Source organism: Serratia sp. CY84636, from assembly GCF_052166245.1.
GTDB lineage: Bacteria > Pseudomonadota > Gammaproteobacteria > Enterobacterales > Enterobacteriaceae > Serratia > Serratia nevei.
On sequence record NZ_JBJNOX010000002.1, the window covers coordinates 1,783,731 to 1,808,485 of the forward strand.

20 protein-coding genes are annotated in these 24,755 nt (G+C 61.0%); 14 read left to right on the top strand and 6 right to left on the bottom strand.

Annotation, left to right across the window (positions count from 1 at the left end):
- Nucleotides 1-26 precede the first annotated feature (26 nt).
- The 3 genes from fruA to fruB are packed head-to-tail and all read right to left on the bottom strand — an operon-like array spanning nucleotide 27 to nucleotide 3,795.
- Complete coding sequence (gene fruA, locus ACJ8QI_RS12900) at nucleotides 27-1,712, bottom strand: PTS fructose transporter subunit IIBC (protein WP_087763354.1); 1,686 nt, start codon at nucleotides 1,710-1,712, stop codon at nucleotides 27-29.
- An 11-nt stretch (nucleotides 1,713-1,723) separates the two neighbouring features.
- Nucleotides 1,724-2,665, bottom strand: a complete 942-nt coding sequence (fruK, locus tag ACJ8QI_RS12905) for a 1-phosphofructokinase (protein WP_015378523.1) — start codon at nucleotides 2,663-2,665, stop codon at nucleotides 1,724-1,726.
- On the bottom strand, nucleotides 2,662-3,795 hold the full coding sequence (fruB, locus tag ACJ8QI_RS12910; protein WP_060439423.1) for a fused PTS fructose transporter subunit IIA/HPr protein: 1,134 nt from the start codon (nucleotides 3,793-3,795) through the stop codon (nucleotides 2,662-2,664). The genes fruK and fruB overlap by 4 nt, the downstream gene beginning before the upstream one ends.
- A gap of 247 nt (nucleotides 3,796-4,042) precedes the next feature.
- On the opposite strand from fruB, the gene ACJ8QI_RS12915 reads away from it, so the two are divergent.
- The 4 genes from ACJ8QI_RS12915 to ACJ8QI_RS12930 all read left to right on the top strand — a co-directional run bounded on the left by ACJ8QI_RS12915 (nucleotide 4,043) and on the right by ACJ8QI_RS12930 (nucleotide 9,836).
- On the top strand, nucleotides 4,043-4,465 hold the full coding sequence (locus ACJ8QI_RS12915; protein WP_060439421.1) for a nucleotide triphosphate diphosphatase NUDT15: 423 nt from the start codon (nucleotides 4,043-4,045) through the stop codon (nucleotides 4,463-4,465).
- 233 nt (nucleotides 4,466-4,698) lie between these two features.
- Nucleotides 4,699-5,859 (top strand): NapC/NirT family cytochrome c, encoded by a 1,161-nt coding sequence (locus tag ACJ8QI_RS12920; RefSeq protein ID WP_187322611.1) that lies wholly within the window; start codon nucleotides 4,699-4,701, stop codon nucleotides 5,857-5,859.
- 12 nt (nucleotides 5,860-5,871) lie between these two features.
- Nucleotides 5,872-8,346 carry a trimethylamine-N-oxide reductase TorA gene (gene torA / locus ACJ8QI_RS12925; protein WP_060439419.1) on the top strand — a complete coding sequence of 825 codons (2,475 nt, stop codon included), beginning with the start codon at nucleotides 5,872-5,874 and terminating at the stop codon, nucleotides 8,344-8,346.
- A gap of 314 nt (nucleotides 8,347-8,660) precedes the next feature.
- Nucleotides 8,661-9,836 (top strand): sugar efflux transporter, encoded by a 1,176-nt coding sequence (locus ACJ8QI_RS12930; RefSeq protein ID WP_442532613.1) that lies wholly within the window; start codon nucleotides 8,661-8,663, stop codon nucleotides 9,834-9,836.
- On the opposite strand, the gene ACJ8QI_RS12935 is transcribed toward ACJ8QI_RS12930, so the two are convergent.
- Nucleotides 9,833-10,087: a YkgJ family cysteine cluster protein gene (locus ACJ8QI_RS12935; RefSeq protein ID WP_060420200.1), complete on the bottom strand. Its 255-nt coding sequence runs from the start codon at nucleotides 10,085-10,087 to the stop codon at nucleotides 9,833-9,835. The genes ACJ8QI_RS12930 and ACJ8QI_RS12935 overlap by 4 nt on opposite strands.
- Before the next feature lie 264 nt (nucleotides 10,088-10,351).
- On the opposite strand from ACJ8QI_RS12935, the gene mtr reads away from it, so the two are divergent.
- Entirely contained in the window at nucleotides 10,352-11,596 is a 1,245-nt protein-coding gene (gene mtr / locus ACJ8QI_RS12940) for a tryptophan permease (protein ID WP_060439415.1), read from the top strand.
- A 126-nt stretch (nucleotides 11,597-11,722) separates the two neighbouring features.
- Nucleotides 11,723-12,295 (top strand): elongation factor P-like protein YeiP, encoded by a 573-nt coding sequence (yeiP, locus tag ACJ8QI_RS12945; protein ID WP_004935725.1) that lies wholly within the window; start codon nucleotides 11,723-11,725, stop codon nucleotides 12,293-12,295.
- A 43-nt stretch (nucleotides 12,296-12,338) separates the two neighbouring features.
- Here the strand turns inward: yeiP and uxuA are convergent, their stop codons facing one another.
- Nucleotides 12,339-13,529 carry a mannonate dehydratase gene (gene uxuA / locus ACJ8QI_RS12950; RefSeq protein ID WP_442532614.1) on the bottom strand — a complete coding sequence of 397 codons (1,191 nt, stop codon included), beginning with the start codon at nucleotides 13,527-13,529 and terminating at the stop codon, nucleotides 12,339-12,341.
- Between the two features lie 293 nt (nucleotides 13,530-13,822).
- On the opposite strand from uxuA, the gene ACJ8QI_RS12955 reads away from it, so the two are divergent.
- On the top strand, nucleotides 13,823-15,295 hold the full coding sequence (locus tag ACJ8QI_RS12955; protein ID WP_084827380.1) for a mannitol dehydrogenase family protein: 1,473 nt from the start codon (nucleotides 13,823-13,825) through the stop codon (nucleotides 15,293-15,295).
- Nucleotides 15,296-15,357: 62 nt separating this feature from the next.
- Here the strand turns inward: ACJ8QI_RS12955 and ACJ8QI_RS12960 are convergent, their stop codons facing one another.
- Nucleotides 15,358-15,666, bottom strand: a complete 309-nt coding sequence (locus tag ACJ8QI_RS12960; RefSeq protein ID WP_033635274.1) for a type 1 fimbrial protein — start codon at nucleotides 15,664-15,666, stop codon at nucleotides 15,358-15,360.
- Nucleotides 15,667-15,984: 318 nt separating this feature from the next.
- Here ACJ8QI_RS12960 and ACJ8QI_RS12965 point away from each other — a divergent pair, with 318 nt between their 5' ends.
- The 7 genes from ACJ8QI_RS12965 (at nucleotide 15,985) to ACJ8QI_RS12995 (ending at nucleotide 24,755) form a co-directional block, all read left to right on the top strand.
- A complete protein-coding gene (locus ACJ8QI_RS12965) occupies nucleotides 15,985-16,959 on the top strand; it encodes a CobW family GTP-binding protein (protein WP_442532615.1) in 975 nt (324 codons plus the stop codon).
- 78 nt (nucleotides 16,960-17,037) lie between these two features.
- On the top strand, nucleotides 17,038-17,748 hold the full coding sequence (locus tag ACJ8QI_RS12970) for a phosphatase PAP2 family protein (RefSeq protein WP_038876299.1): 711 nt from the start codon (nucleotides 17,038-17,040) through the stop codon (nucleotides 17,746-17,748).
- Nucleotides 17,749-18,158: 410 nt separating this feature from the next.
- Complete coding sequence (mepS, locus tag ACJ8QI_RS12975; protein WP_038876300.1) at nucleotides 18,159-18,734, top strand: bifunctional murein DD-endopeptidase/murein LD-carboxypeptidase; 576 nt, start codon at nucleotides 18,159-18,161, stop codon at nucleotides 18,732-18,734.
- Nucleotides 18,735-19,146: 412 nt separating this feature from the next.
- Nucleotides 19,147-20,730 (top strand): cyclic di-GMP phosphodiesterase, encoded by a 1,584-nt coding sequence (locus ACJ8QI_RS12980; RefSeq protein ID WP_060420184.1) that lies wholly within the window; start codon nucleotides 19,147-19,149, stop codon nucleotides 20,728-20,730.
- A gap of 93 nt (nucleotides 20,731-20,823) precedes the next feature.
- A complete protein-coding gene (locus ACJ8QI_RS12985) occupies nucleotides 20,824-22,632 on the top strand; it encodes an extracellular solute-binding protein (protein WP_060420182.1) in 1,809 nt (602 codons plus the stop codon).
- Between the two features lie 9 nt (nucleotides 22,633-22,641).
- Nucleotides 22,642-23,733, top strand: a complete 1,092-nt coding sequence (locus tag ACJ8QI_RS12990) for a microcin C ABC transporter permease YejB (RefSeq protein WP_060420179.1) — start codon at nucleotides 22,642-22,644, stop codon at nucleotides 23,731-23,733.
- Nucleotides 23,730-24,755, top strand: coding sequence for an ABC transporter permease (locus ACJ8QI_RS12995; protein ID WP_060420176.1), 1,026 nt, complete (start codon nucleotides 23,730-23,732; stop codon nucleotides 24,753-24,755). The genes ACJ8QI_RS12990 and ACJ8QI_RS12995 overlap by 4 nt, the downstream gene beginning before the upstream one ends.

Consider the following 24,755-nt stretch of genomic DNA (forward strand, 5'->3'; position numbering starts at 1 on the left):
GCGCGTTTTGGCGATACCGACGTCAGTTACGCCGCGGCGGCGACCGACGTTTCAGCACGCTTCAGCAGGGCATAAGCCACGCCCGCCAGCAGGGTACCGGCGGCGATCGCCACCAGATACAGCAGCACCGGCGTGATTGCACCCGGGATCAGCAGCACGAACAGCCCGCCGTGCGGCGCCATCAGTTTGGCACCGAACGCCATCGACAGCGCGCCGGTCAGCGCCCCGCCGGCGATGCAGCAAGGCAGCACGCGCATCGGATCGCGGGCGGCGAACGGGATCGCCCCTTCAGAGATAAAGCACAGGCCCAGCACCAGCGCCGCTTTGCCGCCTTCCCGTTCGGATTTCTCGAACTTGTGGCGCGCCAGCAGCGTCGCCAGCCCCATCGCCAGCGGAGGCACCATGCCGGCGGCCATGATCGCCGCCATTGGCGCATACACCGAGGAGCTGAGCAGCGCCACGCCAAAGGCGTAGGCCGCTTTGTTCACCGGGCCGCCCATGTCGGTACACATCATCGCGCCGAGAATCGCCCCCAGCAGCACCGCGTTGGCGGTGCCCAGCGACTGCAGCCAATGGGTCAGACCTTCCATGATTTTCGCCACCGGCGTGCCGACCACGTAAATCATGATAAGACCGGTGATCAGGCTGGCCACCAGCGGAATGATCAAGATTGGCTTTAGCGCTTCCATGCTCTGCGGCAGACGCAGCTTGCTGCTGATCGCCTTGGCGACGTAACCCGCCAGGAAACCGGCGATGATGCCGCCGAGGAACCCGGCGCCGGTGCTCACGGCCAGCATGCCGCCGATCAGGCCCGGCGTCAGGCCCGGGCGATCCGCGATGGAGAAGGCGATGAAACCGGCCAATACCGGCACCATCAGCGCAAAGGCGGAGCCGCCGCCGATCTGCATCAGCGCCGCCGCCAACGTGCCTTTGACTTCAAACGCCTTGATGCCGAACACGAACGACAGCGCGATACACAGACCGCCGGCCACCACCATCGGCAGCATGTAGGACACGCCGGTCAGCAGGTGGCGATACGGGCCGTTGCCCTCTTTCTTTTTACCCGCCGGCGCCGCGCTACCGCGCTGCTGCGGCTGGAACACCTCGGCCTCGGCCAGCGCCTTGTCCAGTTCCTGGGCGGTTTTCTTCAGCGCCAGGCCGGTGGAAGTGCGGTACATCGGCTTACCGGCAAACTTATCCAGATCCACCTCGATATCCGCCGCGACGATTACCAGATCCGCCGCCGCCACTTCTTCCGGGGTGATGGCGTTGCCGGCGCCGACGGAGCCGCGCGTTTCCACCTTCACCCACCAGCCGCGTTTCTTCGCTTCGCTTTCAATGGCTTCGGCCGCCATAAAGGTGTGCGCCACGCCGGTTGGGCAAGCGGTGATCGCCACGATGCGTTTTTGCCCATCGGCTTTCACCGGCGCCGCTGCCTGCGGTGCCTGATAGGTTTCAGCTTCGGCCTTGGCGCGCGCCAGAAAAGCGTCCGGTTCACGCACCGCCTGCTCTACGTCGCCCACATACACCAATTTGCCGTTCAGCCCGGCGTCAGCAGGGGCAGACTGCCCCGCCACCGCCACCAGTTCGGCGTCCTGCAGCGACTCGACCAGCGTCAGGCCGGTTTTGGCCGCGGCAGCCTCCAGCATGCGTTTCGCCAGGTGGCCTCGGGCCTGCCCCAGCGAACTGTCTACCATCAGCAGCGTTTTCATTCTGCCTCCTGCTATTGATTGAAAGGTTTCAGATCGACGCGCGCCATCATCGCGGCCAACTGGGGACGATCGGTCACGCCGACGTTGCTCTGGCTGACCGCCAGCGCCGCTACCGCCGTGGCCAGACGCAGGGTATGTTCACTGGATTCGCGCATCAGCAGGCCGTAAATCAGGCCCCCGACCATCGAATCGCCGGCGCCCACGGTGCTGACCACCTCACAGGACGGCGGTTTGGCGATCCAGGCGCCGGACGCGTTAACCCACAGCGCACCTTCCGCGCCGAGGGAGATCACCACGTGGGCGATGCCCTGTTCGCGCAGCGCATGCGCGGCCTCGACCACGTCCGCCAGCGTCGGCAGCGGGCGGCCGGCCCAGATTTCCAGCTCGCGGCGGTTCGGCTTCACCAGCCACGGCGAGGCCTTCAGCCCGGCGACCAGCGCTTCGCGGCTGCTGTCGAAAATGATGCACGGGCACTTGGCGCGCAGCTGGGTCATCCAGTCGGTAAAGGCATCGGGATCGACGCCGGCCGGCAGGCTGCCGCTCACCGCCACCATGTCGAACTGGCCCAGCCAGCTCAGCGAGTCGCTGACGAAGCGATCCCAATCCTGCGGTGTGACTTCAAAACCGGAGAAGTTGAAGTCGGTCACTTCACCGTCTTTTTCCGTCAGCTTGACGTTGATGCGGGTGCGGCCCGGCACCACCTGGAAGCGGTTGGCGATCCCCAGATCGCTGAACAGCAGCTGGAAACCGTCCTGATTGTCTTTGCCCAGGAAACCGCCGACGGTGACGTCGATGCCCAAATCCTTCAACACTTTGGCGACGTTGATACCCTTACCGGCGGCGTGCAGGCCGGCGGTTTTTACCCGGTTGACTTCCCCGCGCTCGATCTGCGGGCAGAAACCCACCAGATCGTACGCCGGGTTCAAGGTGATCGTTGCTACTCTTCTGCTCATGCTGCGCCCTCGCCCAGTCCTTCATTAATCGCTTCGCCAATCGCCTTCAGCGCGGCTTCAGCATCTTCTCCATTGGCGGTAAAGCGCAGGTGATGCCCTTTCTTCACGCCCAGCGCCACCACCTTCATCAGGCTGCGCCCGTTGGCCGGCTTACCGCTGCCGTCCAGGTTGGTGACGGTGATGTCACTGTTGAAACTTTTGATCACGTTGACCAGCGCCGTGCCCGGCCGTGCGTGCAGGCCGTGCTCGTTGCGGATCACAAACTCGGCGCTCAGCACGCTGCTTTCCTCGGCCACTTCGCTGGTCAGCAGCGCCAGCACCCCGGCGGCATCCGCCTTCAGCAGGCGTTCAGCTTTGTTGGCCAGCAGCAGGTCGCTGAGGTAGTTGAGCACCGCCAGCGGCTGCGCATCGGCAACCGACACCGTCAGCAGCAGCGCCACCGGCTCGCCGTCTTCCACGAAAGCCTGCGCCGGACGGCTGACGGTGGCCGCGCTGGCCAGGTTGCCTTCGACGCTGTCGCTCAGCCAGATGCCCTGCCCCAGGTTCAGCGGCTTGCGGGTGATGGCATCGCTGACGAACTGCGCGTTGACCGCGCCGGCCTTTTGCAGCCGGCCGGCATTCAGCGCCTGCAGCGTCATCAGGCTGTCGGCCGCGACGTCGAGCGCAATCAGCGAAACGTCAAACTGGAATTCGGCGCTCTGCTGTTCGCCCATCAGCAGGCTGCGCAGCTCTTCCGCGGAGGTGGTTTTCGCCAGCCGCTCCGCCACGCTGTCATCGCTCAGCACGTGCGTGAGCTGGCGCAGCAGCGCCAAATGCTCGTCGGAGCGGGCGGCGATGCCGATCGCCACATAGGCGGTCTGGCCTTCGCCCCAGGCGATGCCCTGCGGGAACTGGAATACCTGCACACCGGTTTTCAGCACCAGATCGCGGGTATCGGTGGTGCCGTGCGGAATGGCGATGCCGTTGCCCAGATAGGTGGACGTCTGCAGTTCGCGCTGCAGCATGCCGTCCACGTAACCGGCGCTGACGCAGCCCGCTTCGGTCAGGGCGGCGGCCACCTGGCGGATGGCCTCCTGCTTACCGTCGGCAGCGGCGCCCAGATGAATGTCTTGCGGTGACAACTGGAACATGATTCTCCTCTCCTGCTGAATTGAATCGTTTCAGCTTCATTGAGAAAAAGGAGCGTTACCCGCTCGCCACAAGCGGCCGGATAACGCTGAAACGTTTCAAGGAGTGTGTAAGCAGCGCAAGGCGAAAGCAAGCTTTCTCCCTTTTGCCATTGCAGATTTTTGAGCTTACGCACACTTTCGCCGGCGCATTGGTCAGCGCCGGGGCAAAATGACATACTGTGCTGAAACTTTGCTGACGGAGAAAAGCATGAACGTAGTGACGGGCGTCGGGGTGATCATCGTCAACCCGCAGGGCGAGATTTTGTTGGGCAAACGCTGCGGCCCGCACGCGCCCTTTTGGTCGATCCCCGGCGGGCATCTGGATACCGGCGAAACCTTCGAGCAGTGCGCCCAGCGCGAAATCGCCGAAGAGACCGGGTTGCTCATCGCTCCGCCGCGCTTCGTTGGCGTCAGCAACAATCTGCAAACCTGGCGCGCCGAAGGCAAACACACGGTGTCCATCTGCCTGCAAGTGGAACATCCCGGCGGCAGCGCCGAGTTGAAAGAACCCGAAAAGTGCGCCGAGTGGCGCTGGTGCGCGCCGGACGCCCTGCCGGAACCGCATTTCGAAGCCAGCCGCACCGCCATCCGCCTGTGGCTGAGCGGCCAGGCCTATGTGCCCACGGCCTGACCCATCGCGAGCGCGTGTTGCGCTCGCCTCCCCTGCCGCACTGCCCCACCGCTATATAAATTAGAATATAACGCTATTTTTTGCGATATATGCCCTTTTTTTGACTACGGATAACCCTATGGGGTTAACCCTCTTCTATTATTACCCCTGCAATCGACGTGGCATTCTGACCTCCGGTCGGCGGCCTTTTGGCAAGATTTTATTTTAAATTCATAATTATAAGCGGGTTTACCATGAGCAAAAAACTGACTGGCTTTGAAAAAAAGCGCCGGTGGGGGTGGCTATGGCTTTTGCTGCTGGGGATTATCCTCGGCGCGGCGCTGTTGGCCGGGACCGCCACCGTCTTCCATAAAACCAGCGATACCGCCTTCTGCGTTTCCTGCCACACCATGCAACAACCGCTGGCCGAATATCAGGGCAGCGTCCACTTCCAAAACACCAAGGGCATCCGCGCCGAGTGCGCCGACTGCCACGTGCCGCACCAGCCGATCGATTACCTGTGGACCAAAATCCGCGCGGTGAAAGACATTTATGGCGAGATGGTCGGCACCATCGATACGCCGGAAAAATACGAAGCGCACAAGCTGGCGATGGCGCAGTCGGTCTGGAAAACGCTGAAAGAGAACGACTCGGCCACCTGCCGCTCCTGCCACAGCTACGACGCCATGGACATCACCGCCCAGCGCCCTGAGGCGCGCCTGCAGCACCCGGTGGCGATCAAACAGGGCGAGACCTGCATCGACTGCCATAAGGGCGTGGCCCACATCCTGCCGGACATGAGCGGCGAAACCCAGGCCGGCGCCGCCGAGCTGGCTAAGGCCGCGGCGCTGACCGCACCGGACGCCACCACCCTCTACACCATCGCCACCGAGCCGTTCTTCCTCGGCGCCAACGACAGCCATAACGCCGGCAACCTGATGCCGTCCACCGAAGTGCAGGTGGTTAAGCAGCAGGGCGACAAGGTGCTGGCCACCGTCAGCGGCTGGCAGCAGGACGGCGTCAGCGAAGTGTTCTACGCCGCGCAGGGCAAACGCATCCTCAGCGTGCTGCTGGGTGAAGACGCGCGCCAACAGCTGAAGACCGCCTCCACCCAGACCGATGCGGAAACCGGCCTGGTCTGGCATCAGGTTTCTCTGCAGGTGTGGCTGCCGCGTAAACAGTTGATCGACGATCAGCAAAAAATCTGGCGCTACGCCGCGGACATGATGTCGGCCAACTGCACCGGTTGCCACGGGCTGACCGCGCTCGATCGCTTCAACGCCAACCAATGGATCGGCGTCATCAAAGGCATGGCGCCGCGCACCTCGCTGACGCAGGAACAGCTGCGCGTGCTGACGCAATACGTACAAAAACACGCCAGCGACATGCCACCTGCCGCACCGGCCAAGCTTTAAGGGAGAAGCGTAATGAGCAAACAACAACCGTTAACAATGAGCCGCCGCCGCTTCCTGACCGGGGCCGCCGCGCTGGCCGCCGCCCCGCTGCTGGCTGGCTTATGGCCCAAAGCGGCGCTGGCGCAGGCCATCAGCGAAGCGCTGCCGCAGTTCATCGTCTTGCGTCAGGCGCAAAAAGGCATTCTGACCGGCGCCCACTGGGGCGCGTTCGAGGCCATCGTGCAGGACGGCAAGATGGTCGGCGTGCAGCCGGTGCAGGACGATCCGTATCCGAATGAGCTGATCACCATGGCGCCTTATCAGGTGCACGCCGAGAACCGCATCAAATACCCGATGGTGCGTAAAAGCTGGCTGGAGGGCGGCCCCGGCAGCCATACCGAGCTGCGCGGCCGCGACGAGTGGGTGCGCGTCAGCTGGGACAAAGCGACCGAGCTGGTGTGCAATGAGATCGTTCGCCTGCAAAAAGATCACGGGCCGCAGTCGATTTACGCCGGTTCCTACGGCTGGAAAAGCGTCGGCATGCTGCACAACAGCCGCACGCTGCTGCAGCGCCTGATGAACCTGACCGGCGGTTTCCTCGGCTACGCCGGCGACTACTCCACCGGCGCGGCGCAGGTGATCATGTCGCACGTGGTCGGTTCGATGGAGGTCTACGAACAGCAGACCGCCTGGCCGAACGTGATCGAGAACAGCGAGCTGGTGATCCTGTGGGGCTGCAACCCGATGGTCACGCTGAAAAACAGCTGGAACGTGCCGGATCACGTCGGCCAGACCGGCTTCGAGGCGCTGAAGAAGAAAGGCACCCGGGTGATCAGCATCGATCCGGTGCACAGCGACAGCGCCAAATTCGTCAATGCGCAGTGGATCGCCCCGCGTCCTTATACCGACGGCGCCATGCTGATCGGCATCGCCCACACGCTGCTGACCGAGAAGCTGCATAACCCGGACTTCCTGAAAACCTACACCGTCGGCTTCGACAAGTTCCAGGCCTACCTGCTGGGCGAGAGCGACGGCGTGGCGAAAACCGCCGAATGGGCGGCCGACATCAGCGGCGTCGATGCCGACACGCTGCGCGGTCTGGCGCGCGAGATGGCGAAGCATCGCACCATGATCATGGGCGGCTGGGGCATTCAGCGCCAGCACCACGGCGAACAGCAGCACTGGCTGCTGGTGACGGTGGCGGCGATGCTCGGCCAGATCGGCCTGCCGGGCGGCGGCTTCGGCTTCAGCTACCACTATTCCTCCGGCGGCAGCCCGACCGCCAAGGGCGGCATCATCGCCGGCATCTCCGCCGGCAACGCGCCGAAGAACTCCCCGGCGCCGATCCCGGTGGCGCGCATCGCCGAATGCCTGAGCAATCCGGGCAAAACCATCGACTTCAACGGTGCCAAGGTCACTTACCCTGAGGTGAAAATGGTGTATGTGGCGGGCGGCAACACCTTCCACCAGCATCAGGACACCAATAACCTGGTCAAAGCCTGGCAGCGGCCGGACACCATCGTGGTCAACGAGCCTTACTGGACCGCTACCGCCAAGCATGCCGACATCGTGCTACCGGCCACCACCAGCTACGAGCGCAACGATCTGGAAATGGGCGGCGACTATTCGCAGCTCTATGTGTTCCCGATGCATCAATGCGTGCCGCCGCAGCACGAGTCGCGCAGCGACTTCGACATCTTCTCGGCGATGGCGGCCAGGCTGGGCGTGCAGGAGGCCTTTACCGAGGGCAAAGACGAAACCCAGTGGCTGAAAGGCATGTACGACGACATGAAGAACCAGGCGCGCGCGGCCCGGGTGGCGCTGCCGCCGTTCGACATGTTCTGGCAATCCAACAACTACGTGCGCTTCCCGGTGCCGGAGGCCAACACGCAGTGGGTGCGCTTCGCCGACTATCGCGACAACCCGCTGTTGAACCCGCTGGGCACGCCGTCGGGCAAGATCGAGATCTACTCCGACGCCATCGCCAAAATGCATTACGAGGATTGCCCCGGCATCCCGACCTGGATGCCGCCGCACGAGTGGTATCGCGGGCCGGAAGCGGCCAAATATCCGCTGTCGCTCAATACCGCGCACCCGACCAACCGGCTGCACTCTCAGCTCGACAACACGCCGCTGCGCGAGAAATACGCGGTAGCGGATCGTGAAGCTATCCTGATCCATCCGCAGGACGCGCAGCCGCGCGGCATCAGCGGCGGCGATCTGGTGCGGGCGTTCAACGATCGCGGCCAGATCCTGGTGGGCGCGGTGGTCAGCGAAGACGTGCGACCGGGCGTGGTGCGCATCAGCGAAGGCGCCTGGTTCGATCCGGCCGATCCGGCGCAGCCGGGCTCGCTGTGCAAGAACGGCAACGTCAACTGCCTGACCTTCGACATCGGCTCTTCCAGCCTGGCGCAGGGCAACTGCGGGCAGATGGCGCAGCTGCAGATCGAGAAATATCGGGGGCCGGTATTGAAAAATACCGCGCACGCGGTGCCACAAGGCGCCTGATTTACCGGCAAGCAAAGGGGCGCGACGCGCCCCTGAGGTTGATGACAAACCTCATGTCATTGCCCGGTTTGCAGAAAGCAGCGGATAACAAACAGGGAAAATCAATGAATTGATTTTCGGCTGATGACCACAAAGGAGGAAAAACCACGTTTTTTCCTCCTTTGTCAACGGTCTGGGGGGCGCAACGCGCCCCTTTTTTCTCGTCGCCGCACGACATATCCGTTTACCCTTCGCCGCAAGGGAGCGGTTTGCGTTTCATTTCAACGGGCGTATGATGCGCGCGACCTTCCTTTTTCGACGAATTATCAACCACCATGCCGACTTCATCCGCAATAACGCGACGCGCGCCCGATCTCACTTCGCTGGCCTTTTTGGCGGTGGCGTTTCTTACCGGCATCGCCGGTGCGTTGCAAACCCCGACGCTGAGCCTGTTTCTGGAAACCGAGGTCAAGGTACGCCCGGCGCTGGTCGGGCTGTTCTTTACCGGCAGCGCGGTGATCGGCATTCTGGTCAGCCAGTTTCTCGCCGGCCGTTCGGATAAACAAGGCGACCGCAAATCGCTGATCTTCCTCTGCTGCATGCTGGGTGCGCTGGGGTTCACGCTGTTCGCCTGGAGCCGCAACTACTCTCTGCTGCTGATCGTCGGCGTGGTGCTTACCAGCTTCGGCTCCACCGCCAACCCGCAGATGTTTGCGCTGGCGCGTGAGCATGCCGACCGTACCGGCCGCGAGGCGGTGATGTTCACCTCCATCATGCGCGCCCAGGTCTCCCTGGCCTGGGTCATTGGCCCGCCGATCGCCTTCGCGCTGGCGCTGGGCTTCGGCTTTAAGGCCATGTATCTGGCGGGCGCGGCGGCCTTTGTGCTGTGCGGCCTGCTGGTGTGGAAACGGCTGCCCTCGATGCCGAAAACCGCGGCGACGAACGCGCCCCTGGCCGCACCGCAGCAGCACCGCCGCGATTCGCTGCTGCTGTTCGTTGCCTGCACCCTGATGTGGACCGCCAACAGCATGTACCTGATCAACATGCCGCTGTACGTGGTGCACGAGCTGCGGCTGCCGGAGCGGCTGGCCGGGATATTGATGGGCGCCGCCGCCGGGCTGGAGATCCCGGTCATGCTGCTCGCCGGCCTGGCGGCGAAGCGCTGCGGCAAACGCCGCCTGATGCGCGGGGCGGTGGTCGCCGGCGTGCTGTTCTACTGCGGCCTGCTGTTTATCACCGGCAGCTGGCAGCTCATCGCTCTGCAGCTGCTGAATGCGGCGTTTATCGGCGTGCTGGCGGGGATCGGCATGCTCTATTTTCAGGATTTGATGCCCGGCCAGGCCGGCGCGGCCACCACGCTGTTCACCAACACCACCCGGGTGGGCTGGATCATCGCCGGCTCGATCGCCGGCGCGGTGGCGGAAATCTGGAACTACCATGCGGTGTTTTACGCCGCGCTGGCGATGACGGTGGGGGCCACGCTGTGCCTGTGGCGGTTGAAAGACGCTTAGGGCGCGGTGTCCGCTTCCAGCCTGGCGAGATAAATCAGCGCCTGATCGCGGTGATCGTGGCACATGTCGCGGCTCGGCTGCAGGTTGCCGCACACTTTCGGCCGCAGCGGCGAATGAAACAGGCCGCAGCGCAGCTGCTCATCCAGGTGAATGCAGCGGGTATTGGCGGGCTTGCCGTTCGGCATGCCGGGGATCGGGCTGGATATTGACGGCGCGATACAGCAGGCGCCGCAGTCGCTGCGACAGTCCATCAGCGCTACTCCTGGTGGGCTGGGGAAAAGAAGCGCGACAATAGCAGCCGTGCGCGGCGGCCGCCAGCAGAATCCCTGCGCCCCGGCGATCTTTACACTCATCGCCCTGCGCCGGCCGGCGTCATCGTATGGCGAATAAACGCCCAACACACCTTGATTTACAGATAAAAACGCGTGAAACGTGCAATTACCCCGCTTTACATGCGCCATACACCCATGTACCATTGAGCTAGTACAAAAGAACCTCTTCCATCAGGAGCACGCATGTCTACGGACACCATCCAGAAGCTGGCCCGCCCTTCCGTCCTCGGCGGCGCGATGATCATTGCCGGAACCGCCGTTGGCGCCGGCATGTTTTCCATTCCGATCGTCACTTCCGGTGTCTGGTTCAGCGGCTCCGTCGCGCTGCTGGTGTATACCTGGGCCTGCATGTTGCTTTCCGGCCTGATGATCCTCGAAGCCACGCTGCACTATCCGAGCGGCGCCAGCTTCAACACCATGGTCAAGGATCTGCTGGGTAAAGGCTGGAACGCCGTGAACGGCCTGTCGGTAGCGTTCGTGCTGTACATCCTGACCTACGCCTATATCTCCGCCGGCGGCTCGATTATCGCGCATACGCTGGAGGGCATCGTCGGCGTCGGCCAGACCACCGCCGGCCTGGTGTTCGCGCTGGTCGTGGCGTTTATCGTCTGGCTCTCCACCCGCGCGGTCGATCGCCTGAGCACCATTCTGATCGGCGGTATGGTGATCACCTTCGTGATGTCGGTGGGCGACATGTTCACCCACGTGCAGCCTGCGGTGCTGTTCAACACCGGCGATGATCAGGCCAGCTATCTGCCTTACGCCCTGGCGGCGCTGCCTTACCTGCTGACCTCGTTCGGTTACCACGGCAACATTCCCGGGCTGGTGAAGTACTACCACAAGGACAGCGGCTCCGTGGTGCGCAGCCTGGTGTACGGCACCCTGCTGGCGCTGGCGATCTACATCCTGTGGCAGTATGTGATTCAGGGCAATATCGCACGCGACGCCTTCAAGCAGGTGATCGCCGAGGGCGGCAATATCGGCAGCCTGCTCAAGCAAATGGGCAACGTCTCCAGCAGCCAGACCGTCAGCCAACTGCTGAACGCCTTCTCCTATATGGCGCTGGCCAGCTCGTTCCTCGGCGTGTCGCTGGGCCTGTTCGATTACCTGGCGGACTTCTGCAAGTTCAAGGACGACGCCGTCGGACGCAGCAAGACCGCGCTGGTGACCTTTGTGCCGCCGACCCTGGCCGCGCTGCTGTTCCCGAACGGTTTCCTGTACGCCATCGGCTTCGCCGGGCTGGCGGCCACCATTTGGGCAGTGATCGTGCCGGCGCTGATGGCGCGCGCCAGCCGCCGCCGCTATCCGCAGGCGGGATACCGCGCACCGGGCGGCAACGGCGTGATCCTGTTCGTCATCCTGTTCGGCTTGATCAACGCCGCCGCGCATATTCTGTCGCTGTTCGGTCTGCTGCCGGTCTTCCACTAATCCCCGAAGGGAGAGCATCTGCTCTCCCTTTCCCGCACTGTTTTTACGCCGGGCTATTGCCTGAAATCAGCGGCGCGAGTACCTTGTCGCAACTTCTCTAATACTCTTCATTGCGGATGAATTGAAATGGCAAGAGCTAACGAAATTAAGCGCGGCATGGCGATCAGCTACAACGGCAAATTGCTGCTGGTAAAAGATATCGACGTGCAGAGCCCGAGCGCCCGCGGCGCCAGCACCCTGTACAAAATGCGCTTCTCCGACGTGCGCACCGGCCTGAAAGTGGAAGAACGCTTCAAGGGCGACGATATCCTGGACACCATTTCCCTGTCGCGCCGCAAGGTGAACTTCTCCTATATCGACGGTGAAGAATACGTGTTCATGGATGACGAAGACTACACGCCGTACATCTTCAAGAAAGACCAGATCGAAGACGAGCTGCTGTTCATTCCGGAAGGCGGTCTGCCGGGCATGCAGGTGCTGACGCTGGACGGCCAGGTGCTGGCGCTGGAGCTGCCGCAGACCGTGGATATGGAAATCGTCGAGACCGCGCCGGGCATCAAAGGCGCTTCCGCCAGCGCCCGCAACAAACCGGCCACCATGGCGACCGGCCTGGTGATCCACGTGCCGGAATACCTCAGCGCCGGCGACAAGATTCGCATTCATATCGCCGAACGCCGCTACATGAGCCGCGCCGACTAGTCGACGCCAGCGGGGCCGAGTCTCGGCCCCGTTCCCTTTTCCGCTACGGCAATTCCGGGAAAAAGCGCCGCTTGAGCGCCAGCTCGACGCCGCGCAGCTCCGCCAGCCCTTTCAACCGCCCGATGGCCGAATAGCCCGGATTGGTTTTCTTTTTCAAGTCGTCCAGCATCTGATGCCCATGATCGGGGCGCATCGGGATCGGCCGCCGATCGCCTGCCCGTTGCCGACGCAGCTCTTCGGTCAGGATCGCTTCGAGCACCGCCACCATGTCCACATCGCCCTGCAAGTGCGCCCCTTCGTGGAAGCTTTTCGGGTTCTCCTCGCGGCAGGTGGCGCGAAGGTGGGTAAAGTGAATGCGATCGCCGAAGGTCTCAATCATCCGCACCAGATCGTTATCGGCGCGCACGCCGTATGAACCGGTGCATAGGGTGAAGCCGTTATAAATGCTGTCGACGGTCTGCTTCAGCCACTGCATGTCTTCAATCGTGGAGACGATGCGCGGCAGGCCGAGGATCGGCCGCGGCGGATCGTCGGGGTGCACCGCCAGCCGGATGCCGGCCTCTTCCGCCACCGGCACGATGGCACGCAGAAAGACCGCCATGTTTTCGCGCAGCCGCGCCTTGTCGATGCCGTCGTATTCCGCCAACCGGCGGCGGAACTGATCCAGCGTGTAGCCCTCCTCCGCCCCCGGCAGCCCGGCGATGATGTTACCGGTCAGCCGATTTTTTTCTTCCTCGCTCATGGCGGCGAAACGGGCCGCCGCCTGGCTGCGTTCCTGCGGCGTATAGTCGGCTTCGGCGCCGGCGCGCTGCAGGATATGCAGCTCGAACGCGGCGAAGGCTATCTGATCGAAACGCAGCGCTTTGGAACCGTCCGGCAGCGGATAGGCCAGATCGGTGCGCGTCCAGTCGAGGATCGGCATGAAGTTGTAGCAGACGGTATCGATGCCGCAGGCCGCCAGGTTGCGCAGCGACTGCTGGTAATTGGCGATATACCGCCGCCAGTCGCCGCTGTGGGTTTTGATCTCCTCATGTACTGGCACGCTCTCCACCACCGACCACACCAGCCCCTTTTCCGCCAACAGCGCCTGCCGCGCGCGGATTTCGTCGATCGGCCAGACTTCACCGTTCGCGATATGATGCAGCGCCGTCACCACCCCTGTCGCCCCGGCCTGACGCACATCGTCCAAAGAAACCGGATCGTTCGGGCCATACCAACGCCATGTTTGTTCCATGTTTTGTCCTTATGCCTGTCTCGCACCGCAATGCTGTTATACCAGTTTAATTTAGATGTCAGTTATCTTTAACTTACTCTTTCGCCCTGCGCTGTCAAAACCGAACCCCTCATTGGTTGATCCACTTCACGATTCTGGCTTATTTTGGACTGACCAATTCCTTTAACTGGCCGACATCCTTACACTGGTCGCAGTTTTTTATCACCGGTGCCACCCAGCCTGCGCGGCGAAAAACTGGTCTGCTAACTTGGCGCAAGTGGCCCGCCAGCTGTCTTACCCGTTTTGGAGATGAGATGAAAACGATCGCCAACACCCCGCTGCCGAGCGCCGTCCGGCAGCCGGACTATGACCGCCGGGCCCTGCGCAGCCGCATCGTGCACCTTGGCTTCGGCGCGTTCCACCGCGCGCATCAGGCGCTGCTGACCGATCGGGTGCTGAACGCCCAAGGCGGCGATTGGGGCATTTGCGAAATCAGTCTTTCCGGCGGCGTGCCGCTGTTTGAGGCGCTGCGGCAACAGGATCATCTGTACAGCGTGCTGGAGAAAGGCGCGGACGGCCATCAGGCCATCGTGGTCGGTGCGGTGCATGAGAGCCTGCATCGCAAGCTGGAAGGCATCGCCGCGGTGCTGGAGAAGCTGGCCGAGCCGCAGGTGGCGATCGTTTCGATGACCATCACCGAAAAAGGCTATTGCATCGAGCCCGGCAGCGGGCGGCTGGATCGACAGCATTCGGGGATCGTCGCCGATCTGGCGTGGCCGCATCAGCCGCAGACCGTGCCGGGCATTTTGGTGGAAGCGCTGCGGCTGCGGCGCGAACGCGGCCTGCCCGCCTTCTCCCTGCTCTCCTGCGACAATATTCCGGAGAACGGCCACGTGCTGCGCCGGGCGGTGCTCGATCTGGCGCAGGCGCGGGATCCGGCACTCGCCGACTGGATCGCCACCGCCGCCACCTTCCCCTGCACCATGGTGGATCGCATCGTGCCGGCCGCCACGCCGGCCACGCTGGATGAGATCGCCGCCGCGCTGGGCGGCGTGCGCGACGAATGCGCCATCGCCTGCGAGCCCTTCATCCAATGGGTGGTGGAAGACAACTTTATCGCCGGACGCCCGGCGTGGGAGCAGGCCGGCGTCCAACTGGTCAGCGATGTACTGCCGTTTGAACACATGAAGCTGCGCATGCTGAACGGCAGCCACTCATTCCTGGCTTACCTCGGTTACCTGGGCGGCTACCGCTATATCAACGAGTGCATGGCGGATGAGCACTACCGCCGCGCCGCCCTGCGGTTGATGCTGGACGAACAGGCCCCGACGCTGAGCGTCACCGGCATCAGTCTGGCCGACTACGCCGCACAGCTTATCGCGCGCTTCAACAATCCGGCGCTGCAACACCTCACCTGGCAGATCGCCATGGACGGCTCGCAGAAGCTGCCGCAACGCCTGCTGGACGCGGTGCGTTGGCATTTGCGGCACGGCGGTGACTATAGCGGGCTGGCGCTGGGCGTGGCGGGCTGGATGCGTTACGTCGGCGGCGTCGATGACGCCGGTCAGCCGATCGACATTCGCGATCCGCTGGCAGACGTGTTGCAACAGACGATCGCCGCCACAACGGACGATCGGCGACGCGTAACGGCGCTGCTGGCGCTGAAATCGGTGTTCGGCGAAACGCTGGCGGCGCATGCGGCGTTTACCGAAGCGGTAACGCAAGCCTATTTGTCCCTGCGCGATCGCGGGGCGCGTGAAACGGTGAAGGAGTGGGTGATGCGGTGAGGAGCCTGCAGGGCCGAGAATAACCATGCCGGCGTAACGTTACGCCGGCATGGCGGAACGACTTAACGATAAACGACCGTCATAACAGCGAGCTTCTTCTGTTGGTCTACCCACTTCATTTCGGTTGTGCCTAGATTTAGCGGAAGTTCTTTGCGTGTAGTATCAAAACCTGACAACGCTTGCTGGGCCTGATAACGCTGGCCGTTGCGGTAACATTGCGTATTCGCCTTAGAATCTGCAATATTGACCGTGCAAGGACTTTCAACGATAGAACCGACGAAGCGAATTACCCCGCCGGCCACTCCTGCATGACTCACTGCCGTCCATGAAAACAACATTCCTACGATCAAAAATAACCGAAAGGTATTCATGGCAACCTCATTTTTAGTTAAGCCAATTTAACCATAGAGGATCTTGTTAGGAATAATCGCAAGGAAAGGGACGCAATTTGATCGTTAATCGCGTCATTAACAATGTAAAAACAAGCTACTAACAAAAGTTAACCGCATCTAATACAGGGTTTTATCTAAGAATTTTCTTGATTTTAAAGGTGGCTTTTGCCGGTTGAAAAGCGCAGGGTGACGTGCAAAATTTGCGAGATAGAGCACAAATTAAATTGCGGCCGCTTCACCGACAAGGCAGCGTAACTCATTTATTAAGCAAGTTAATTTTTACGCCAGGAATTATTAATGACCAAAACCAATTTGATTACCGGCTTTCTCGGCAGCGGTAAAACCACCACCATCCGCCATTTGCTGGCTCATAAGCCCGACCAGGAACGCTGGGCGGTACTGGTCAACGAATTCGGCGAGATCGGCATCGACGGCGCGCTGCTGGCGGACAGCGGCGCGGTGCTCAAAGAGATCCCCGGCGGTTGCATGTGTTGCGTTAACGGCCTGCCGATGCAGGTGGGCTTGAATATGCTGTTGCAGCAGGCCAAACCGGACCGGCTGCTGATCGAGCCGACCGGGCTCGGGCATCCGAAACAAATCCTGTCGCTGCTGACCCAGGAGAGCTATGCCGGCTGGATCGATTTGCAGGCCACGCTGTGCCTGCTGGATGCCCGCCAGCTCAGCCACCCCCGTTACCGCGACAACGAAAACTTCCGCGATCAGCTGGCCGCGGCCGACGTTATTTTGGCCAGCAAAAGCGATACCTATCAGCCGGAAGACAGGCAGGCGCTGGAAGCCTGGAGGGCACAAGATCCGCTGCAGCGGCCCTGCTACACCATCACGCAAGGCCAAGCGGATGTCGCGCTGTTGTCCCTCCCGCGCACGAATCGTGCAGAATTACCGGACGCGCAGCATCATCATGGTCAGGCGAAAACGCAGGGGCTGGCGGCGCTGCGATTGCCGGAGCACGCCCGCTGGCGGCGAGCGCTGAACGAGGGGCAAGGCTTCACCAGCTGCGGCTGGATTTTTGACGCCGACACCCAGTTCGACACCGTCGGCTTTATGGAGTGGGTACGACTCGCGCCGGTCGAACGCGCCAAAGGCGTGGTGCGCATTCCCGAAGGCACATTGCTGATCAATCGGCAGGGGCAGGATCTCAACATCGAAACCCGCCCGCTCGCGCCGCTCGACAGCCGGATTGAACTGATCCACAGCGAAAATACCGACTGGAACGCCCTGCAATCCGCCTTGTTTAAGATTCGTTTAAGTTAAACCCCGTACCGTTGCCCCCCCGGTTGTCGCAGGGCGGCCGGGTTTTGTTTCGTTTTCATTTTTTCAACAGGTTATGTCATGACACGCCGCAATTTACCCTTCATTCTCTTCTTCAACTTACTGGGCGTTGCGCTGTTTCTGTCCTGGTTCCTGCCGGCCAATCACGGCGGCTGGTTTACCCTGGATTCGGCGATTTTTTTCTTCTTTAACCGCCATCTGGCTACCGACCCGGCATTTTTGCATCTGGTCGCCATCACCAATAACCGCGCGTTTGATGTCATTTCGCTGCTCGCCATGGGTCTGCTGTATCTGTACTTCTACCTGAAGCAGGACGCCGCCGGCCGCCGCCGCCTGGTGATCACCGGCGTGGTGATGCTGCTGACCGCCGTGGTGCTGAATCAGCTTGGCCATCTGCTGCCGGTGAAACATCCGAGCCCTACCCTGACCTTCGACAATATCCATCGCGTCAGCGAGCTGACCGGCATCCCGACCAAGGACGCTTCCGGCGACAGCTTCCCCGGCGACCACGGCATGATGCTGATTATTTTTTCCTGCTTTATGCTGCGCTATTTCGGCCGCGGCGCCTTCGCCGTCGCCCTGCTGATTACGCTGGTCTTTTCATTGCCACGCGTGATGATTGGCGCCCACTGGTTTACCGATATCGCCGTCGGTTCGCTGTCCGTGGTGCTGGTAGGCGCCAGCTGGGTGCTGATGACGCCTTGCAGCGACTGGATTGTCGATCGGTTGAATCGCCTGTTGCCTGGCAAGCACCGCCCCGGCCAACCATAACTTGCGTCTATGACTCATGCCGGGAGGCCCACGCCTCCCGTGCTCTCCCCCCGCGCCGCGCACAAAATTTCACCGCCGCCCGTTAACTCTTTTGCAACCTGATTTCACGCCAGATTCATACATCGGACAATTGGCGTTTTTTATATGAAGATTTACATTATGTTACATCACAAATTCATATAAAAAAGACGGGAAAAAGGCTCGCAATCCCCTATTTGTTCCGGTAATCTCAGATGCGTTTGTGCCTGGTTTAAGTCGAATCAGTATGGAATCCGATAAAAATGTGCGTTCTCGCACGTTTTCAACGGTAACTGGTTGTCGATGCAACAGGTGCGGACTAGGCTCGTTCCGTTTGGCATTTTTCAGGTAGCGACTTTCGTCGTTAAGGACTTCAAGGGAAAACAACAACAATGGTCAAATCTCAACCGTTTCTGAGATATTTTTTGCGGGTAGTCCCTGCAATTGCCGCGGCGGTTATGCTGTCAGCGTGCAGCTCGACTCACACTTCGAACTTGAATAACGCACAAACTGAGATGCGTGCAGTTAATGACAAAGACGGTCTTTTACTGCAAGCCTCTCAGGATGAATTCGAAGCGATGGTCCGCAACGTTGACGTCAAGTCAAAGATTATGGATCAGTACGCGGACTGGAAAGGCGTTCGCTACCGCTTAGGCGGTGACACCAAGCGCGGCATCGATTGCTCGGCGTTTGTGCAGCGTACCTTCCGCGAACAGTTCGGCATGGATTTACCGCGCTCTACCTATGAACAGGAAGATCTCGGCAAGAAAATCCAGCGCACCAAGCTGCGCGCCGGCGATTTGGTGCTGTTCCGCGCCGGCTCTACCGGGCGCCATGTCGGCATCTATTTAGGCAACGATCAATTCGTTCACGCCTCCACCAGCAGTGGTGTCATGATTTCCAAGCTGACCGATAACTATTGGGACAAACGTTATCGAGAAGCGCGCCGGGTGCTGACCAGCGGCTGACGGCGCATCGCCTTGAAGATTCCGAATACCAAACGAGCGATAAGCGCCGCCTACGGGCGGCGTTTTTTTTGGCGGTTGAACAGGTGCCCTCGCGCTTGGTCCCTGGCTTATCGTCACCTCTCCCCGCTTAACGCCGCCGCACGCCATTATTTTGATAAACTGTTGGCAGGAAATCGCGCCGTCGAGGAAAAACTCGCCTATTATCGTCAGATGACGGCAACGGCGCCCCGGCGTTATTTAAAACGTTTCCGCTTAGAATAGGCGCATTATATTTCTGTCGGCGACGCCGCGTATTTAAACGGCGCCGCCGGTTGGTACGGGATAAAAAGGCAAAAATGAAAAAAAAGCCGTTGGTACAATCCATTAACTGGCTGTGCGACACCCCTGACGCCCTGTTGCAGAGGACTCGGTTATGGGCTTGAAAAGGGCTTTCGCCCGCAGCGTCTCTCACCGACAGCGCAGCCTGGCTAAAAGCGGCGTCGCCGCTCTGGTATTTTTTACGCTATTCACCGCGGTCACGCTTTCTTTGATCAACCACCAGCGCACGCAATATCAACATAAAGTCGAAGCGCGTACGCAAAAGTTCACGCTGGGTTATATCTCGCATCTGACGGCCGTGATGCAGCAAATGATGCCGCTGTTGGACAAGCCTTGCCTCTCCAGCCAGTCGGACATTACCTACCAGGCGGCCTTTACCAGCGGCGTGCGCACCTTTCTGTTGGTGAAAGACGGCTACGCCTATTGCTCCTCCGCCACCGGCGACATGATGCTGCCGATGAAAAACCTCTATCAGGACATCGACTGGGATCTGCCTTTGGATCTCAAGCTGCAGCAGGGCACGCCGATCGTGCCAAATAAGCCTGCGGTTGCGGTTTGGCTGCGGCATCCCGGCGAGCAGGCCACCGGCATCCTCGCTACGCTGGACATCGATCTGATGCCCTATCTGCTGTTCACCTCGCACGACGAACAGGCGCCGGGCATCGCCATCGTGATGGGCAATCGCGCGCTGACCACTTTCAGCCCGAACCTGATGCCGGTCGATCAACTGCCGAAAGGCAAGGCGGATAACCTGACGCTGCCCAATCTGCCGTTGACCATCATGTTCTACAACGAGAAGCTGACGCCCAACGACATTCGCCTGACGCTGTTGGGCAGCCTGGTGCTGTCATTGATGATCGGCGTACTCTGCTACTACATGCTGCTGCTGCGGCAAAGCCCGGAGCGCGCGCTGCTGCGCGGCATCAAGCGCAACGAGTTCTTTATCGAATACCAGCCGGTGTTCCACACCGACAGCAACAGCATCGGCGGGCTGGAAGCGCTGATTCGCTGGCAGCATCCGATCGAGGGCCGCATCCCGCCCGATGTCTTTATCCCCTACGCCGAAAGCAACGGGCTGATCGTGCCGCTTACCCGCCAGCTGTTCAGGCTGATCGCCGAAGATGCGCCGCAGCTTGCCAAAGCGCTGCCACGGGGAGGTAAAGTCGGCCTCAACATCTCCCCCGCCCACCTTAGCGCACCGTCCTTCCACCAGGACGTGTATGAACTGTTGGCGCAGCTGCCGGGTGATTACTTTACGCTGGTGTTTGAAATCACCGAGCGCGGCATGGTGGAAGAAGAGAGCGCGCTGGCGGAGTTTGACTGGCTGCACAAACAGGGCATCGAGATCGCGGTAGACGATTTTGGCACCGGGCACAGCGCGTTGATCTATCTTGAGCGCTTCACCATGGATTACCTGAAGATCGACCGTGGCTTCGTCAACACCATTGGCCAGGACACGGTCACCGCGCCGGTGCTGGATGCGGTGATCTCGCTGGCGAAAAAGCTGAAAATGCTGACGGTGGCCGAAGGCGTCGAAACCGCCGAGCAGATGCAGTTCCTGCAAGAACACGGCGTCAACTTCATGCAGGGATACTACTTCAGCAAGCCGCTGAGCATCGACAACTTCGTCGCCTACTGCAATGCTCATCAGGTCTTTGATTATCAGGCAAAAAAATAGTTAATCTTTAAGCATCTTTACCCTGCGCCCACCCGAAGAATGTTATGCTGGGCGCAGGTTGTACTTTATTCCACAGCAGGAGCTTACCGTCCGATGTCCGTGCGCATTTTCGCTGCTCTGGTGCTCTCGGCACTGAGCTTCGGTCTGCAGGCCGAAGCCCTCAACGAAAGCTACGCTTTCGCCCTTCTCGGTGAACCGAAATACGCCACCGACTTCAGCCATTTCGACTACGTCAACCCGGCGGCGCCCAAGGGCGGCGACGTACGGCTGGCGGCCATCGGCACCTACGACAACTTCAACCGCTTCGCCACCCGTGGCGTACCCGGTGAACGCACGATGGAGCTGTACGATACGCTGTTCACCAACTCCGACGACGAACCCGGCAGCTATTATCCGCTGATTGCCGAATCGGCCCGTTTCCCGGCCGACATGCGCTGGATGGAGTTGGATATCAACGCGCGCGCCCGCTTCCAAGACGGCAGCCCGATCACCGCCGCCGACGTGGCCTTCACCTTCAATAAATTCATGACCGAAGGCGTGCCGCAGTTTCGCTCCTATTACAAAGGCGTCACGGTCAAGGCCATTTCCCGGCTGACGGTGCGCATCGAGCTGCCTAAAGCCAACCGTGAGCAAATCCTCAGCCTGCTCAGCCTGCGCGTATTGCCGGAAAGCTTCTGGAAAAACCATAAGCTCAACGAACCGCTCAGCACCCCGCCGCTCGCCAGCGGCCCGTATAAAATCGGCGATTACCGCCTCGGCCAGTACATCACCTACCAGCGAGTGCGCGACTACTGGGCCGCCAACCTGCCGGTGAATCGCGGCCGCTATAACTTCGACAGCATTCGCTACGATTATTACCTGGACGATAAAGTGGCGCTGGAAGCCTTCAAGGCCGGGGCTTACGATTTTCGCATCGAGCCGTCGCCCAAAAGCTGGGCCACCCAGTACCAGGGCGGCAACTTCGCGCGCAACTACATCATCAAGCAGGACGAGACCAACCAGGCGGCGCAGAATACCCGCTGGCTGGCGTTCAACCTGCAAAAACCGCTGTTTGCCGATCGCCGGGTACGGGAAGCGATTGGCCTGGCTTTCGACTTCAACTGGATGAACAAGGCGCTGTATTACAACGCTTATCAGCGCGCCGACAGCTATTTCCAAAACACCGCCTACGCCGCCCGTAGCTACCCGGACGCCGCCGAACTGGCCTTGCTGGCACCGCTCAAAGGCCAGATACCGCCGGAGGTGTTTACCAGCATCTACCAGCCGCCCTCCTCCGACGGCAGCGGCAACGATCGGCAAAATCTGCTGAAAGCGACTCAACTACTGAAAGAAGCCGGTTGGGTGGTCAAAAATCAAAAGCTGGTCAACGCCAAAACCGGTCAGCCGTTCACCTTCGAACTGATGCTGCTGAGCGGCAGCAACTTCCAGTACGTATTACCCTTCCGCCACAACCTGCAGCGGCTGGGCATCGAGATGCAAATTCGCGAGGTTGATGCCTCGCAGTACACCCGTCGCATGCGCGAGCGCGATTTCGACATGATGTCGACGGTGTACATGGCGATGCCGTTCCCCAGCGCCGATCTGCAAATCCTGTGGGATTCGCAGTACATCGATTCCAGCTACAACACGGCCGGCGTCAAAGATCCGGCGGTCGACAGCCTGGTCAGGCAAATCGCCGCCCATCAGGGCGACGAAAAAGCCCTGCTGCCGCTCGGCCGCGCGCTGGACCGGGTGCTGACCTGGAACAACTACATGCTGCCGATGTGGTACTCCAACCACGATCGCTACGCCTATTGGGACAAGTTCTCCACGCCGCCGATCCGCCCGGCCTATGCGATCGGCTTCGATAACTGGTGGTACGACGTCAACAAGGCGGCGCGTTTACCGGCTCAACGGCAATAAGGAGTCGGAATGGCGGCCTATCTGATACGCAGACTGTTATTGGTGATCCCCACGCTGTGGGCGATCATCACCATCAACTTTTTTATCGTGCAAATTGCGCCCGGCGGTCCGGTCGATCAAGCCATCGCCGCCATTGAGCTGGGGCACGGCAGCGGTTTTGGCAGCGGCGGCGCAGGTGAAGGCCTGGGTCATGCCCGGGCGGGCATCGCGGCTGGCGACGGCCAATACCGCGGTTCGCGCGGCCTGGATCCGGAGGTGATCGCCGAGATCACCCAACGTTACGGCTTCGACAAACCGCTGCACGAACGCTACTTCACCATGCTGTGGAACTATATGCGCTTCGACTTCGGCGACAGCCTGTTTCGCGGCGCTTCGGTGATGCAGCTGATCGGCCAGAGCCTGCCGGTCTCCATCACGCTGGGCCTTTGGAGCACGCTGATCATTTACCTGGTGTCGATCCCGCTCGGCATCCGCAAGGCCGTCCACAACGGCAGCGCCTTCGATACCTGGAGCAGCACGCTGATCATCATCGGCTACGCCATTCCGGCTTTCCTGTTCGCCATCCTGATGATCGTGCTGTTCGCCGGCGGCAGCTACCTCGACTGGTTCCCGCTGCGCGGCCTGGTGTCCAGCAACTTCGACACCCTCTCGTGGCCGGCAAAGATCGCCGACTACCTGTGGCACATCACCCTGCCGGTGCTGGCGACGGTGATCGGCGGCTTCGCCACCCTGACCATGCTGACCAAGAACTCGTTCCTCGACGAGATCCGCAAGCAGTACGTCACCACCGCCCGCGCCAAAGGGCTGGATGAGAAAAAAATCCTCTACCGCCACGTGTTCCGCAACGCCATGCTGCTGGTGATCGCCGGTTTTCCGGCCACCTTTATCAGCATGTTCTTCACCGGCTCGCTGCTGATTGAGGTGATGTTCTCGCTCAACGGCCTGGGGCTGCTGGGCTACGACGCCACGCTGCAGCGCGACTACCCGGTGATGTTCGGCACGCTGTATATCTTCACCCTGATCGGCCTGCTGTTGAATATCCTCAGCGATATCACCTACACCCTGGTCGATCCGCGCATTGACTTCGAGGCCCGCCAATGAGCCGCCTTAGCCCGATCAACCAGGCGCGCTGGGCGCGTTTTCGCCGCAACCGCCGCGGCTACTGGTCGCTGTGGATCTTCTTGGTGCTATTCACCCTGAGCCTGGCCGCCGATCTGATCGCCAATGACAAACCGCTGTTGGTGCGTTATGAAGGCCGGTTGTACCTACCGTTTATGATTAACTACAGCGAAACCGCCTTCGGCGGCGAGCTGAACACCGAAGCCGACTATCAGGATCCGTTCGTACAGCGGCAGATCGAACGGCACGGCTGGGCGGTTTGGGCGCCGATCCGCTTCAGCTACGACACCATCAACTTCGCCACCGAGGTGCCCTTCCCCTCGCCGCCTTCGCGCCACAACCTGCTGGGCACCGACAGCAACGGCGGCGACGTGCTCGCTCGTGTTCTGTACGGTTTTCGCATCTCGATGCTGTTCGGCCTGGCGTTGACGCTGTTTTCCAGCCTGATCGGCGTGTGCGTCGGCGCGACCCAGGGGTATTACGGCGGGCGTTTCGATCTGTGGGGGCAGCGCTTTATCGAAGTGTGGTCGGGCATGCCGACGCTGTTTCTGATCATTCTGCTGTCGAGCATCGTCCAGCCCAATTTCTGGTGGCTGCTCGGCATCACCATCCTGTTCGGCTGGATGAGCCTGGTGGGGGTAGTGCGCGCCGAATTCCTGCGCACGCGCAATTTTGACTACATCCGCGCCGCGCGCGCCATGGGCGTACCGGATCGGGTGATCATGTCCCGCCATATGCTGCCCAACGCCATGGTGGCGACGCTGACCTTCCTGCCGTTTATCCTGTGCGGCTCGATCACCACCCTGACGTCGCTCGATTTCCTCGGTTTCGGTCTGCCGATAGGCTCGCCGTCGCTCGGCGAATTGCTGCTGCAGGGCAAAAACAATCTGCAGGCGCCGTGGCTCGGCATCACCGCCTTCCTGGTCTTGGCGGTGCTGCTGTCGTTATTAATCTTTATCGGCGAAGCGGTACGCGACGCCTTTGACCCCAGCAAGGCGCATTGA

Excerpts from the sequence above, each read along its gene's own strand:
- ACJ8QI_RS12990 (WP_060420179.1), top strand. The coding sequence starts at position 22,642 with ATGGCGGCCTATCTGATACGCAGACTGTTATTGGTGATCCCCACGCTG.
- ACJ8QI_RS12995 (WP_060420176.1), top strand. The coding sequence starts at position 23,730 with ATGAGCCGCCTTAGCCCGATCAACCAGGCGCGCTGGGCGCGTTTTCGC.
- uxuA (WP_442532614.1), bottom strand. The coding sequence starts at position 13,529 with ATGGAACAAACATGGCGTTGGTATGGCCCGAACGATCCGGTTTCTTTG.
- fruA (WP_087763354.1), bottom strand. The coding sequence starts at position 1,712 with ATGAAAACGCTGCTGATGGTAGACAGTTCGCTGGGGCAGGCCCGAGGC.
- ACJ8QI_RS12935 (WP_060420200.1), bottom strand. The coding sequence starts at position 10,087 with ATGGACTGTCGCAGCGACTGCGGCGCCTGCTGTATCGCGCCGTCAATA.
- yeiP (WP_004935725.1), top strand. The coding sequence starts at position 11,723 with ATGGCAAGAGCTAACGAAATTAAGCGCGGCATGGCGATCAGCTACAAC.
- fruK (WP_015378523.1), bottom strand. The coding sequence starts at position 2,665 with ATGAGCAGAAGAGTAGCAACGATCACCTTGAACCCGGCGTACGATCTG.
- mepS (WP_038876300.1), top strand. The coding sequence starts at position 18,159 with ATGGTCAAATCTCAACCGTTTCTGAGATATTTTTTGCGGGTAGTCCCT.
- mtr (WP_060439415.1), top strand. The coding sequence starts at position 10,352 with ATGTCTACGGACACCATCCAGAAGCTGGCCCGCCCTTCCGTCCTCGGC.
- ACJ8QI_RS12985 (WP_060420182.1), top strand. The coding sequence starts at position 20,824 with ATGTCCGTGCGCATTTTCGCTGCTCTGGTGCTCTCGGCACTGAGCTTC.
- ACJ8QI_RS12960 (WP_033635274.1), bottom strand. The coding sequence starts at position 15,666 with ATGAATACCTTTCGGTTATTTTTGATCGTAGGAATGTTGTTTTCATGG.
- ACJ8QI_RS12955 (WP_084827380.1), top strand. The coding sequence starts at position 13,823 with ATGAAAACGATCGCCAACACCCCGCTGCCGAGCGCCGTCCGGCAGCCG.
- torA (WP_060439419.1), top strand. The coding sequence starts at position 5,872 with ATGAGCAAACAACAACCGTTAACAATGAGCCGCCGCCGCTTCCTGACC.
- ACJ8QI_RS12965 (WP_442532615.1), top strand. The coding sequence starts at position 15,985 with ATGACCAAAACCAATTTGATTACCGGCTTTCTCGGCAGCGGTAAAACC.
- ACJ8QI_RS12980 (WP_060420184.1), top strand. The coding sequence starts at position 19,147 with ATGGGCTTGAAAAGGGCTTTCGCCCGCAGCGTCTCTCACCGACAGCGC.
- ACJ8QI_RS12920 (WP_187322611.1), top strand. The coding sequence starts at position 4,699 with ATGAGCAAAAAACTGACTGGCTTTGAAAAAAAGCGCCGGTGGGGGTGG.
- fruB (WP_060439423.1), bottom strand. The coding sequence starts at position 3,795 with ATGTTCCAGTTGTCACCGCAAGACATTCATCTGGGCGCCGCTGCCGAC.
- ACJ8QI_RS12930 (WP_442532613.1), top strand. The coding sequence starts at position 8,661 with ATGCCGACTTCATCCGCAATAACGCGACGCGCGCCCGATCTCACTTCG.
- ACJ8QI_RS12915 (WP_060439421.1), top strand. The coding sequence starts at position 4,043 with ATGAACGTAGTGACGGGCGTCGGGGTGATCATCGTCAACCCGCAGGGC.
- ACJ8QI_RS12970 (WP_038876299.1), top strand. The coding sequence starts at position 17,038 with ATGACACGCCGCAATTTACCCTTCATTCTCTTCTTCAACTTACTGGGC.